Origin of the sequence: Flavihumibacter sp. ZG627 (genome assembly GCF_000814325.1) — a bacterium.
Taxonomy (GTDB): Bacteria; Bacteroidota; Bacteroidia; order Chitinophagales; family Chitinophagaceae; genus Flavihumibacter.
The window spans coordinates 64,961-78,288 of the sequence record NZ_JPHF01000001.1; the positions used below are offsets into that span (position 1 = coordinate 64,961).

General features: G+C 45.3%; 10 protein-coding genes. 7 read left to right on the forward strand and 3 right to left on the reverse strand.

The genetic code is table 11. The annotated features are described in order from the left end of the window. Positions 1-29: 29 nt before the first annotated feature. From HY58_RS00275 to HY58_RS00300, 6 genes are all read left to right on the forward strand, one after another. Complete coding sequence (locus tag HY58_RS00275) at positions 30-3,596, forward strand: PAS domain S-box protein (protein ID WP_039126119.1); 3,567 nt, start codon at positions 30-32, stop codon at positions 3,594-3,596. After that, positions 3,596-4,237 (forward strand): response regulator transcription factor, encoded by a 642-nt coding sequence (locus HY58_RS00280; protein WP_052323696.1) that lies wholly within the window; start codon positions 3,596-3,598, stop codon positions 4,235-4,237. Before HY58_RS00275 ends, HY58_RS00280 begins: the two co-directional genes overlap by 1 nt. 59 nt (positions 4,238-4,296) lie before the next feature. Continuing rightward, positions 4,297-4,974 carry a uracil-DNA glycosylase family protein gene (locus HY58_RS00285; RefSeq protein ID WP_039127613.1) on the forward strand — a complete coding sequence of 226 codons (678 nt, stop codon included), beginning with the start codon at positions 4,297-4,299 and terminating at the stop codon, positions 4,972-4,974. A 189-nt stretch (positions 4,975-5,163) separates the two neighbouring features. Beyond that, a complete protein-coding gene (locus tag HY58_RS00290; RefSeq protein ID WP_082021999.1) occupies positions 5,164-6,588 on the forward strand; it encodes an MATE family efflux transporter in 1,425 nt (474 codons plus the stop codon). Between the two features lie 132 nt (positions 6,589-6,720). After that, positions 6,721-7,950, forward strand: coding sequence for an AI-2E family transporter (locus HY58_RS00295; RefSeq protein WP_072037549.1), 1,230 nt, complete (start codon positions 6,721-6,723; stop codon positions 7,948-7,950). 102 nt (positions 7,951-8,052) lie between these two features. Continuing rightward, positions 8,053-8,898 carry a murein L,D-transpeptidase catalytic domain family protein gene (locus HY58_RS00300; protein ID WP_253271467.1) on the forward strand — a complete coding sequence of 282 codons (846 nt, stop codon included), beginning with the start codon at positions 8,053-8,055 and terminating at the stop codon, positions 8,896-8,898. 357 nt (positions 8,899-9,255) lie between these two features. Here HY58_RS00300 and HY58_RS00305 read toward each other — a convergent pair whose 3' ends face one another. Both HY58_RS00305 and rpoN read right to left on the reverse strand, forming a co-directional pair. Further along, the gene (locus HY58_RS00305; protein WP_052323698.1) at positions 9,256-9,939 is read right to left on the reverse strand and encodes a hypothetical protein; all 684 of its coding nucleotides are present in this window, start codon (positions 9,937-9,939) and stop codon (positions 9,256-9,258) included. Then, the gene (rpoN, locus tag HY58_RS00310; protein WP_039126122.1) at positions 9,936-11,417 is read right to left on the reverse strand and encodes an RNA polymerase factor sigma-54; all 1,482 of its coding nucleotides are present in this window, start codon (positions 11,415-11,417) and stop codon (positions 9,936-9,938) included. Before rpoN ends, HY58_RS00305 begins: the two co-directional genes overlap by 4 nt. Positions 11,418-11,498: 81 nt before the next feature. Here rpoN and HY58_RS00315 point away from each other — a divergent pair, with 81 nt between their 5' ends. Next, positions 11,499-11,924 (forward strand): hypothetical protein, encoded by a 426-nt coding sequence (locus HY58_RS00315; RefSeq protein ID WP_039126126.1) that lies wholly within the window; start codon positions 11,499-11,501, stop codon positions 11,922-11,924. Positions 11,925-11,944: 20 nt separating this feature from the next. Here HY58_RS00315 and HY58_RS00320 read toward each other — a convergent pair whose 3' ends face one another. Then, positions 11,945-13,267: a glycoside hydrolase family 10 protein gene (locus HY58_RS00320; RefSeq protein WP_253271468.1), complete on the reverse strand. Its 1,323-nt coding sequence runs from the start codon at positions 13,265-13,267 to the stop codon at positions 11,945-11,947. Positions 13,268-13,328 lie beyond the last annotated feature (61 nt).

Sequence of the window (13,328 nt, forward strand, 5' to 3'; positions counted from 1 at the left end):
ACTGAACTGTTCTGCCTAACTTTAAGGATATGATCGTTACCAGCCAGGGAATACATAGCATGACGCAACACCTGCCCTATCGGTTCCACTCAGATGAAGTAGGTGTGATATCCTTTTGCAGCGATGCGCTCAGTTTGCTTTCCGGAAAAGAGGTTAAAGCAACACCTGTAAAACTCGACGCGCTACTACATCTTGATAGCAGCGCGAGTTCTGCCCTTGGTGTTGCTACCCGCTACCGTGAACCTGTCTGCTTTCGTGCATCTATTCGCGTTAAAGAAGAAAGTTTACTCCCAGTCTATTGGACAGTTGTGCCCCATCCTGGTGGATACGACTGGTTCGGATTTCCTGCTGCAATACGCGACAGAATTGAAGGTCGGCTCACAGAGCTTGAACTCCTGGTAGCCTCCCTCACTGATATGGTTTTTGAACTCGATAAAGATGGAATCTATATCAATTTCTGGGTCAAAGATCCGAGTGTATTGTATGTAGAACCTTCACTATTCCTGGGACAGGATGTTCGTAATGTAATCCATAAATATTTTGAACCACTTGAACACCGCCTTCGTCCCGCCTTTGATGAATCAGTAGAAACACGTAGTAGTAAAGTTGTTGAATACGTATTGCCAGGCACAAATCAATGGTACTCATGCCGCTATTCTCCTATCCTTAATTCTGAATCAGCATTGGTAGGCATGATTATCACAATAGCTGAAATAAGTGCCCAGAAAAAACTTGAAATCGACCTTCGTGAAAGTGAACAGAGTTACCGCGACTTGTTCGAGAATGCAAATGATATAATTTATATCATTGATCCCAATTCAAATGTGCGATCAATGAATCGCATGGCACAGAAATTACTTGGTTATTCGCAAGAGGAGATGACAGGTAAATCATCACATCTTTTCTTCGCACCTGAAAAGCTCACACATGCCATTGAACAGGGTAAAATAAAAATGGATGGCGGCTCGAGCCTTACCGTTTATGAATCTGAATTCGTCTCCAAAAACGGAACGCGCATACCCGTTGAAGTGAGTTCCAGGCTTATCATTAAAAATGGTAAGACAGATGGTATTCATGTTACCGCACGTGACATGACCAATCACAAAAAAGCCCAATCAGAGCTCGCCAACAGCGAAGCAAGATTCCGTTTTCTTTCAGAATATGCGCATGACCTGATTTGTCTGCACCGGCCTAATGGCGATTATATTTATGTTTCTCCGGCATCAAGACAGTTACTTGGTTATGAGCCCGAAGAACTCACCAATCGCTCTCCCTATGATTTTTTTCTTCCGGAAGATGCGGATACCACAGTAAGAGATGCGCATAATCATAACAGTAAGGGAATGAGCAGCCATTCTGTTCAATATCGTTTCCGAAAGAAAGACGGTTCTTTTATCTGGCTGGAAACTGTCTCTAAACCAATCGTTGAAGATGGCGAAGTAATTTATATCCAAACGAATAGCAGGGATATAACTTATCGGAAAATGACTGAAGACCAGCTTGTGGAAAGAGATCGGCTTTCTTCAGCTCTCGCTAAGTCCTCTAAATTATTACTAACTAGTAACTCTATAGAAGATGGCCTCCGGCAATGCCTTCAGGTACTGGGTGATGCAGTTCAGGCAGAATGTCTCTTTGTATTACAAGGTGTGAAAGGTGAAAGCAAGCTATTCCATATATGGTGCCAATCTTCACCCTGCACTGTGATGCAGAAGGCCCACTTCTTCGTTGGTGCTGCTTCCCTGTTAACTGAAGAAGAAAGGAATACTGCGGGTTTTGTAACAGAGTACCATATTGCCAATGAATCAAATGAAATTATACGTAGCTGGATGGATAAGTTGGGATATAAATCGCTTTTGATTATACCCCTTGTAACCAGTGATGGTAATTGGGGTATTTTTGGTTGTGGCCAGAAAGAAAATGCCAGACAATGGAGTAAGACAACCATAGACACCCTCACCACATTTGCTTCTTCGCTTAGTTCAGTAATTGAAAAAAACATCCGCGACCAACAGATCAGGCGGAGCGAAAACCTTGTGCAATTGGAGAAAGAAGTGCTGGAAATGCATACGGGATCTAATGCTTCACTGCAGGAGATTGCAAATCACTTAATTGTTGGACTGGAAGCCCTTGGTGATAATCTTTATTGTGCCGTTCTCCTTTGTAAAAGTAACCTTCGAGAAGCTGTTAGTCTTGCTGCTCCAAGTCTTCCTGCTGCTTTCAGGGATTTTGTAAATAATACCCCCAATGACTCAATTCATACTACTTGCGGAAGGGCAGTAGAAACCCGGCAGCAGGTATTTATTGAAGATATAAGCAAAAGCGATCTTGCAGAAACTACACGCCAGGGTGCTGTAATGTTAGGTATAAAGGCAACCTGGTCCATACCCATTATTAGCTCATCCGCTGAAGTGCTGGGAACATTTTCTGTATTCTTCCAGGTTGCAAGATCACCCAGGCCAGACGAACTAACGATGATCAATAGGGCCACTCATATCCTGACGATGATCATTGAAAATAAACAAGCAGCAGAGAAACTGCGTATGAGTAATGAAAGATATTTATTGGCAACACGTGCTTCTAATGAAGCCATCTGGGATTGGGATGCAATTGAAAGAGTTTCATTCTGGGGAGAGGGCTTCAATTCACTATTCGGCTATCCATCACAGTTCTACCCCGGCGATACTAATAATTGGGAGGATAAGATTCATCCCCATGACCGTGAACGCGTACTCAAAAGTATAGATTCGGTTTTAAACGGGGAAAGACAAGGTCTCTTCATTGAAGAATATCGTTTCCGGAAAGCCGATGGCAGCTATGCACTTGTAATAGATAAAGGGTACTGCATGTATAATGAGGAAGGCAAAGTAATACGTATGATTGGTTCCTGCGAAGATATCACTGAACGGAAGCGTATGGAGGAGCGACTGGTGCAGCAGGAGATCCATAAACAGCAGCAGATTGCACAAGCCGTAGTGGATGTTCAGGAAAGTGAACGCGCTGAAATCGGTAAAGAACTTCATGATAACGTAAACCAGTTGCTCACCACAGCCAAACTTTTCCTGGAGGTGGCCCAAAATGAGGATGGCATGTCAAAGCAGATGATACGCCGTAGTTCCGATACCATCATGAGTGCCATAAATGAGATCCGGACCATCAGCAGGAGCCTGATGCCAGCCAGTCTCAATGACCTCGGACTTGTTTCATCCATCAATGACCTGGTAGAAAACATTGAACTTACCCGACAATTAAAAGTAATTTTCCGCCACAAAGAAAAGTTGGATAGTATTTTGCATCCCAAACAAAAACTGACCCTGTTCAGGATCATTCAGGAACAGGTCAATAATGTGATCAAACACGCTAAAGCAAATAAACTCGAAATCGATATAACTTATACAAATAGGTTCACCCGTCTCGAAATTAAAGATGATGGTCAGGGCTTTGATCTCAATGAAGCAAAGTTGAAAGACGGCATGGGATTGTCTAATATTATGAGTAGAGCAGCCATCTTTAATGCAGATGTTCAGGTGCTCACGGCACCTGGTGAAGGGTGTAGACTTATTATTGTATTACCAAATAAAAACAACCAGAATACCTGATGAAAAAAGTTTCAATACTGATAGTGGATGATCACAAGCTGATCCGCGAAACATGGAGTTTTATCCTGGCGAGTGATTCCCGCTTTGAAGTGATTGCCGATTGTGGTGATCCCGGTGAGGCCATTCAGATCGCCAGCGAACATAAACCCAGCGTAGTGCTTATGGATATCAATATGGTCCCAATGAGTGGATTCGATGCCACCGGTGAAATTCGGAAGGTTAGCCCCAATACAAAAATCATCGGCGTGTCTATGCATTCACAACCGGCCTACGCACGTAAGATGCTTCAGGTAGGGGCCCAGGGATATGTAACCAAAAACAGCAGTCGCGAAGAAATGGTAAAGGCCATTCTTGAAGTTGACAAAGGGAATAAATATATCTGCGATGAGATACGGAATATAATTTCTGAACAAGTTCTGGAGCCCGGAGGTGAAGGTCACGATATCCAGAGCCTCACCGATCGTGAGATCCAGGTGATACATTATATCAAGGCCGGCCATTCTTCCCGCGAAATAGCCCAGGAACTTGATATATCGCTAAAAACAGTAGAGGTACACCGCCATAATATCCTGAAAAAACTGAAACTAAAAAATGCAGCTTCTCTCGTAAACTTCATCAACAGCAACCCTAGTTTGTATTAGGTGTCTGACATATGTTCGGGGGATGTTCGAACATCATGTTCCTGAACAACCTAAGTTCAATGTTCTCTACTTGCGCCATATCTTTTTTTAGAAAGCTCCAGCCACCGGAAAAACTACCGGAAGGTATTGATCTTCTTTATCCGCATCCTCAACCTGAGGTACAGCGGGTAATACAGGAATTTTTTAACCGTTTTTATTCCGATGGAGAACTCCGGGTCATGCTTATAGGAATCAATCCAGGTAGATTCGGTGCAGGTATTACAGGCATCAATTTTACAGCACCCAGGCAATTATTGAATGATTGCGGCATAACCCATCCCTTCGGTGAATCTTCAGAGCTTTCAGCCGAATTCATCTATACCCTAATCCGTGCATATGGTGGTGCCGCGGCATTCTACAGCAGATTCTATATAGGCTCCGTTAGTCCGATTGGCTTCGTGAGGGCAGGTAAAAATCTGAACTATTATGATGACCCACATCTTCTCGCATCTATAAAACCCTATGCAGTCCAATGTCTTCAAAGCCAGCTCAGTTGCGGCATCCGGCGCCACAAAGCCATCTGCATCGGAGGACATAAGAACCTGCATTTTCTTAACTGGCTCAATGAGGAGTATCATTTTTTCAACGAGATCATTTCCGTTCCCCATCCGCGGTTCATCATGCAATATCGCCGCTCACACATAGAGCAGTACGTCCAGGAATATTTATCGGCGCTTGCGTATTGTGTAAAAGAATAATATATACTTTTACAGCCGATAATATTTATTTTATGATTTTCTAAGCTGTCGGCCCCCCACCGACCTGGGTCAGATAACCCACCCAAAATCAGTCAACTGGTAAGCATTCCTGCGAAGGCTATACCCCCATCCGGTAATTTAACCGGCAACCCCTTAGCACTAGTTTTTTTAACCAACTGAACAGTCACAATGCATCAGAACGACGCATCAACCCTTTCAATGGGTAATATATTTCGCCTTATCCGCGCCGCCCTTCGTGGCGATGAACAGGATTACACCTCGGGAAGCATCCGCCGATCCGTTTTTCTTCTAGCTATTCCTATGATATTGGAAATGGGAATGGAAAGCGTTTTCGCAGTGGTGGACCTTTATTTTGTAGGAAGGCTTCCCGATAGCCGGCATAATATTCAAACGGTGGGACTAACGGAGTCTGTCCTCTCACTTGTTTATGCCCTCGCTATCGGTATAAGCATGGCAGCTACGGCCATGGTAGCCCGAAGAATCGGAGAGAAAGACCCTCGCGCGGCAGCCCACGCTGCCATGCAATCACTTTGGTTGGCACTCGCCATTACGGTGGTAATAAGCATAACAGGTATAATTCTGGCGCCTGATATACTACGATGGATGGGAGCGGAGGCCGAAACTATCGCCCTGGGTACCCCCTATACCAGGCTCATGATGGGAGGTAGCATAGTCATCATGCTGCTATTCCTTATCAATGGTATTTTCAGGGGCGCAGGAGACGCCTCCATGGCCATGAAAAGCCTTTGGATCGCCAATATAGCCAACATAATTCTTTGTCCACTCCTGATCCTGGGCTGGGGACCATTCCCTGCACTTGGCTTATTTGGTGCAGCTTTGGCCACAACTATAGGAAGGGGAATCGGTGTGTGCTATCAGGTTTACCACCTTTTCGGAGGAAAAGGAATTGTAAAACTTAAAACCGCGGATTGGCGCCCCGACTTCAGCATCATTGGATCCCTGCTTAAAGTGGCTACACCAGGAACCATGCAGTTCATCATCGGTTCCTGCAGCTGGATCTTCCTCGCAAGACTAGTAGCCGAAACCGGGCATTCCGCTGCCTCCGCAGGATACCAGACTGCAATCAGGATCCTGATCTTTTTCCTTTTGCCGGCATGGGGAATGGCTAATGCGGCAGCAACGCTGGTGGGACAAAACCTCGGCGCCGGTCATCCGGAAAGAGCCGAAAGTTCAGTAAACACTGCAGCACTCTATAACACCATTTTCATGGCTGCCGTAATGCTTTTTTTCCTTGCAGCAGCAGATGTAATAGTTGGCTTTTTTACCACAGAAGCTGATGTGAAAAGAATAGGCGTGCAGGCTTTACGCATCATGAGCGCCGGTTATATTTTCTATGGAATCGGAATGGTTATGGCTAATGCCTTCAACGGCGCCGGCGATACCAAAACGCCGACCTGGATAAACCTCTTCGGCTTCTGGCTTTTCCAGATACCACTGGCATACCTGCTTGCAAAAACATTGGAGATGGGCCCCCCGGGTGTGTTCATCGCAATCCCCGTTGCAGAAACCGCGATCACCATCACAGCCTGGCTACTGTTCCGGAGAGGGAGATGGAAAACGGTGGCGATATAAAAAGGCAATAGGCAATAGGCAATAGGCAATAGGCAATAGGCAATAGGCAATTGATTTTACTTATCTTCATTTCAGCATCTTTATCTATTGCCTATTGCCTATTGCCTAGATAACTTTCACCATTAACCGACTATGAGCTATATCGATCCGGACAAACTTCGACAATCATTTTTCCTCCTGATCATAGCGGGATTAGCAGTACTGCTTTTCTTTGAGATGAAAGCATTCCTGCCAGCCACCCTCGGTGCATTTACCCTGTTTGTATTAATGGGGAAATGGATGCAGAATCTTGTAGACAGGGGATGGAAACAGTCGCTGGCAGCGGCAGCCCTGATGTTGTTATCTTTCATCGTAATCGTATTGCCAATAGGAGCAGTTGTGAAGCTGGTGATCTCGCGGCTAAGCATATCCGAACAACAAATAACAGAAGCCGTAAATGCCCTTAAACTTTATGTTGGACGTATTGAACAGAAGACCGGGTTTGAAATATTGAGTGATAAGTATATGGGACAGGTGAGTGAGCAAGTAGCCAAAACACTCCCGGGTATACTGGGTGCCACTTTCAACACGCTAACCACCCTGGTTGTGATGTATTTTATTCTATATTTCATGCTTACCCAGCGCAAAGAAATGCTGGATGCTTTTACTGATCTTACCCCCATGAGCCGAAGGCACCAGCAAGATCTTCGCAAGGAAGTTGGATCGCTGGTTTATTCCAATGCTATCGGTATCCCACTTATTGCTATACTGCAGGGTTTAGTTGGTTTGATTGGGTTCCTGATTCTGGGTGTCAAAGAACCCATGCTCTGGTTTGCCATTACATGCATCACCGCCATGTTACCCATCGTAGGTGCGGCCCTGGCCTATATTCCACTTGCGGTCATGTTTTTTGCGGCAGGAGATACCTGGCGAGGGGTTGCTATGCTGATATTCGGATTCGGTATCATTGGTACAGTAGATAATGTTTTCCGATTCTGGCTTCAAAAAAAAATCGGCGATGTCCACCCCCTCATAACCGTTTTCGGAGTTATTATCGGATTGCAATTATTCGGTTTTATCGGACTGGTTTTTGGACCACTTCTTATATCTGTTTTTATCCTTCTTATTCGTATCTATCGCTATGAATTCAGCAATAAAACAGAGCCATCCAATACTGACACCAGATCAGAAAGTAAGTCATTATCCAAACCCGGTTCAAAAGCAGATAACAGGTCTTCAAATAAACCCGTTAACAAACCCCGAAATCAACAACCTCACAAACAACCAACAAAAGCAGCCTCCAATTCACCTTCCAAATCTGAATCAAGATCTGAATCCAAATCAGAATCCCCCCGCATCACCATTCAAAAGAAAAAGGACTAAACCCTCCCTCTAAATCCTTCCATCTCTCCATCTCTCCATCCCTCCATAATATTTCCCCCGCTTCACCGTTATATCCTTCCAAACCTCTGAAAAACCCAGATCATGAACCTGACCGTGAAAACTGTTATGGTAGGCTCGATGCTATTTGCAGGCCTGCTCACTCCCGTCTTTATGACGGGAAAAGACACCGGTGAATCAACAAGGCGTATTACCGGATTCACTGCGCTGCTGATTGAAGACCCCACCACAAAAACCGGCTCCAAAAATCCAGTTTCTCATAGTAACGGTAACCCAATTGCTCTGGATAAGACAAATGTGTCAGCTAAGAAAAATACTTCCCACAAACTTGCCGAAGAAGCTACAGCCATCTATACAGAATTGGGCCTTCGCGCAAGAGGACTTTCTTCTGCTGCATTTCAATATGCATGGAGGGGCTATAAGAACCTTCGCCAAATGGGAAAACTTCGTCGGGGTGATGTTTTGTCAATCTGCGACTTTAGCCAGTCTTCACGCAGAAAACGCATGTATATTATTGATGTAGAAGAGATGAAATTACTTGTTCATACCTATGTAGCACATGGCCGGAATTCGGGAGGTGAGTATGCGAAACAGTTTTCCAATCGTCCGGAGAGCCACCAAAGTAGCCTGGGTTTTTATGTAACACGACAAACCTATTTCGGGGAGCATGGACTGGCATTAAAAATAGATGGGGTAGAAAGAGGAATAAATGACAAAGCTTCCGCACGCAATATTGTAGTGCATGGATCGGATTATGTTGGTTCGGATTTCCTGAGATCAAATAAATTCAATGGCCGCAGTTTCGGTTGCCCTGCAGTGCCGAGGGAACAATCAAAAAAAGTTATCAATGCCATTAAACATGGCAGTTGCCTGTTTATATATCACCCGTCCAAAAAATACCTGGCGAAATCGCAGATACTCAACGCTTAGAATGTATTAGATCAATTGCTGGTTTGGACAACCCCTGAACCCGGTCTGAATAGATCGGGTTTTTCCCGCTGATGGCAGTTTATAACAGGCCACCGGCTTTATTCTGACTCTTAGGCACTATGTTACTGTCGCATGTTCTGTATTACGCCAGGGCCTATGCGCAATTGTTTTCGATTCGCAGCGCTGGTGGAAAAAATTGCTGTAGTTGGCGTGAGTCTATTAGCAATATTACTCTGGTCCGCTATTTCAAGAGCCCTTATCCAAATGTATATAATGGGCTCCTTCTCCTAAATCTTACCTCTTACCTCTCACCTCTTACCTCTTACATCTTACCTCTTACCTGTTTTGCTTCTTACTTCATAGGGCTACGACCGCTATCAGCATTGACGCCAACCCTGTTGCATATCCCCATACGATCTCTTTCACAGTATGGTCACTCACGGCAAATCTCGCTGTTCCAACGGCTCCTGCAATAAGTAATGCAATCGAGAGAGGCATACCCATGGGGATCTCACTGTTCCAGGCAAGGTGAATAAAAAAGCCTGCCAGCACACCCATTGCAATAGTATGCAAGCTGATCTTTATGAAGTTGTTAGCAGTTAGCGCAATGATACTTGAAACGAAAACCGCACAGAGCATCTGCACTAATTCAGGTGGATTATCCGGACGGTTTTTACTTACATAAAAGATCCAGAAATAGAAGATCATAGATGCCACAATAGGAATGATGCGGTCCTTTTTTTCCTTCAGGTGGATGCTACCCGCAAAGCCGAGTTGCTTCAAAAGGAAAACAGTAAACGCGGGGAATAGCGTTGTGCTCACCATCACCGAAGCAAGCTTTAATGTTTTATACCATTCATTCTCGCCAGCAAATGCAAATGGATGCAGGTAAAGAAGAAAAGCGGTGATATAGGCAGGGATGAAAAGGGGGTGAAATATAAAGGACAGCAGGTGGCCAAAAACACGAAGTGGTGCAGGCGTTTGTTCAGGTTCGGCACCCTGGGCAGCGGATTGCTCATTTTGTTCAGAGAAGACCATCATATTTCCTTTCTTAGTCGGGCCACCGGGATGTTCAGTTGTTCACGGTACTTGGCCACTGTTCTGCGTGCAATGTTATAACCTTTTTCCTGCAAAAGTTCAGTAAGGCGTTCGTCGCTCAAAGGTTTGCGCTTATGTTCTGCTTCCACCAGGTTGCTTAGAATTTTTTTCACCTCGCGTGTACTAACTTCTTCACCGCTCTCCGTACTCAGGCTTTCAGAGAAGAAAAACTTCAACCGGTAAGTGCCAAATTCAGTTTGTACAAACTTACTATTAGCTACCCGGCTTACAGTGGAAATGTCTAGTCCCGTCCGCTCTGCAATATCTTTCAGGATCATGGGGCGCATCGTAGTTTCATCGCCCGTGAGAAAGAATTCTTGCTGGTATTCCATGATGGTTGACATGGTCATCATCAGCGTCTCCTGCCTTTGCTTAATGGCGTCGATAAACCATTTGGCCGCGTCTATTTTCTGTTTGATAAAAAGTACGGCATCACGCTGGCGTTTGTCTTTCTTTGTGCCTTTGTCATAATCCTTCAACATGTCGCGGTAACCCTCACTGATACGAAGATCAGGTGCGTTTTTGCTGTTGAGGGTAAGTTCAAGTTTGCCACCATTATTATAGATGAAAAAATCGGGCAGCACATAGCTTTCGGCCTTGTTGATCTCACCTATATTTCCGCCAGGTTTGGGACTCAGTTTAATGATCTGCTGGATGATTTCCTTTAATTGATCATCGTCAATATTTAATCCCCGCTGGATCTTATCATAATGTTTTTTGGTGAACTCATCGAAATAACGGGTTAGGATTTCAATAGCTCCTTCAACGGCAATTCCTCCCACCGACCGGCGGCGTTCGAGTTGAAGGAGAAGGCATTCCTGCAGGTCGCGGGCAGCCACTCCGGCGGGATCAAATTGCTGTATCAGTCTGATCAATCCTTCGATCTCATCTTCAGTTGCGTCAATATTCTGGCGGAAAGCCAGGTCATCCTGGATGGAGGCTGTTTCGCGACGAAGGTAACCATCATCATCAATGCTTCCCACGATCTGCTCGGCGATCTTGCTGCTGCGCTCGTCTAGTTTAAGCATACCCAATTGGTCAGCAAGCGTATCATGAAGTGTGGTCTCAACTTTAAAGGGCATCACCTGCTTATCGTCCAACTCAGGGTAATTATCATCGCGAAGCCGGTAATCGGCAATATCATCATCCCCTTCATGAACATAATCGCTGATATCAATTTTGTCATATTCATCCTCACTTCCTTCTGTATCATATTCATCCTCACCCTCAAAATCATCCCGGTTTTCATCAAATTCATCAGAAGCTTCATCCGATTGCTCCAGGGCCGGATTCTCCTCCAGCTCCTCCTTTATCCGCTCTTCGAGGTTTGCCGTAGGCACCTGCAGCAGCTTCATCAGCTGTATCTGCTGAGGAGAAAGCTTCTGCAGTAATTTTTGTTGTAAACTTTGACTAAGGGCCATACGTTATTAGGGTTTATGGCGGACCTTTCCGGTGGGATGGCCGCGCTTTCCACAAAAACCAGGCCGTAAATTACAAAATTCATGGTAATACAGGGGGAAGGATTCCTTAAAATTCTATTAACACTGCTTTTTGGAGCAGTCCAGATGTGCTCAAATGCGCAACAGGAGCGGATTTTATACCATCAGGATCTTTTTTCCGCCTTCCAGTTCACAATTGTGGATAAAATGGAAAAAAAATTCAATATTTCTGCGGGCGGGAGTGCTTATTCCGGGGTTAAATCTATCCCTTTCTGGACAACGTACAATGTGTCCCTCCCTTATTTTCAACCGAATAATCCTGCCGCGATCGCCCCGCATATGTCAATGAATCAATGGGGAGTAATTTGTGTTGGGGAGTGGAAATTCGAACAACGCACCGGCATCCCACTACGCTTTCGGCTTGGGTCATTGCAGTATGTTGATATGCTGGAAGGTAAGACCCAGGGATATGATTTCAGGCAGCGGTAGATCAATGTGGCGCTTACTGTTTATTCACCCGGCGATGGCTCTTTCTCAGGAATCCACTCCATTACAGGTATGGTTGCACGCTGCCTGTAATAATTAAGTCTTAAACTATCGCTCCATCCATTCGGATTTTTCACGAAACTCTTACTACTGAAATAAACAGCACCATGAACATTGGGGGTTTTGCGAACTGCCTCAATCATCCTTGGAAGCTGTGACTTATCGCGCCATGGCGCACTGGTTCCCGCCTTATAGATACCCAATCCGATATAGCAATGTTTACCATAGCTGTTGCGACTCCACCAGTCGAGCAAAACTTCAAAAGCAGCAGCTTTATGCCCAAACTCCCAGTAGATCTGTGGAGCCACATAATCGATCCAACCCTCACGAAGCCAGAGGAGGATATCAGCATAGAGATCATCATAATTTGTTACTCCTGCAGTGGTCGCGCTCCCCATGGGGTCCTTATCTGCATTACGCCATACCCCGAAAGGTGAGATGCCGAATTTCACCCAGGGCTTTTCTTCCTTGATGGCACGCGATAAACCAACAATAATAGAGTCTACATTACTCCGGCGCCAGTCGTCGCGCGTCATACCATTACCATATTCCCTGAATGTTTTTGTATCAGGAAATTCCTTTCCCGCAAGCCGGTATGGATAGAAATAATCATCAAAATGCACCGCATCAATGGTATAGCGCTTCACCAAATCCCTGACCACCTTAACCACGAAAGCCTGCGCTTCCTTGTTACCCGGATCAAAATAGGTCTTATCTCCATAATTAAGGAACCAGTCGGGGTGCTGTCTACTCACATGGTCGGGCGCCGGAACAGATTTTTTTATATTGAAGACCGCCCGGTAAGGATTCAGCCAGGCATGGAATTCCATTCCACGCTTATGCGCCTCGCTGATCATAAACTGCAAAGGATCATAGTAGGGTACGGGTGGCTTTCCCTGCTTGCCGGTGAGCCACTCGCTCCAGGGCTCATAAGGGGAAGGGTAGAAGGCATCGGCGGCCGGACGTACCTGCACTATCACGGCATTCATGCCATTCCGCTCATGCATATTCAGCAGCTTGATATATTCCAGTTTCTGGTCATCGGGATGATAACTGCCTGCATCAGGCCAGTCAATATTGGTGACGGTAGCGACCCATGCACCCCTGAACTCAGGAGCAGCTGTTGCCAGGCCTGCTTCAGCAACTTCCATGGGTGCGGCAATGGGCGCTTTGGGAAGGGCTGCAGGGGGAACGCCTTTCAATACTTCAGGAGCCTGGCTGCTGACTCCAACGGCAGATGACAACAATATAAAAATGGAAAGAATACGGGTAAGAGATTTTTTCATTTCAGAGATTTCATCAACAATCGCAACGCTTAAAAATAAGGCAGTTGCATTGGTTTCCATT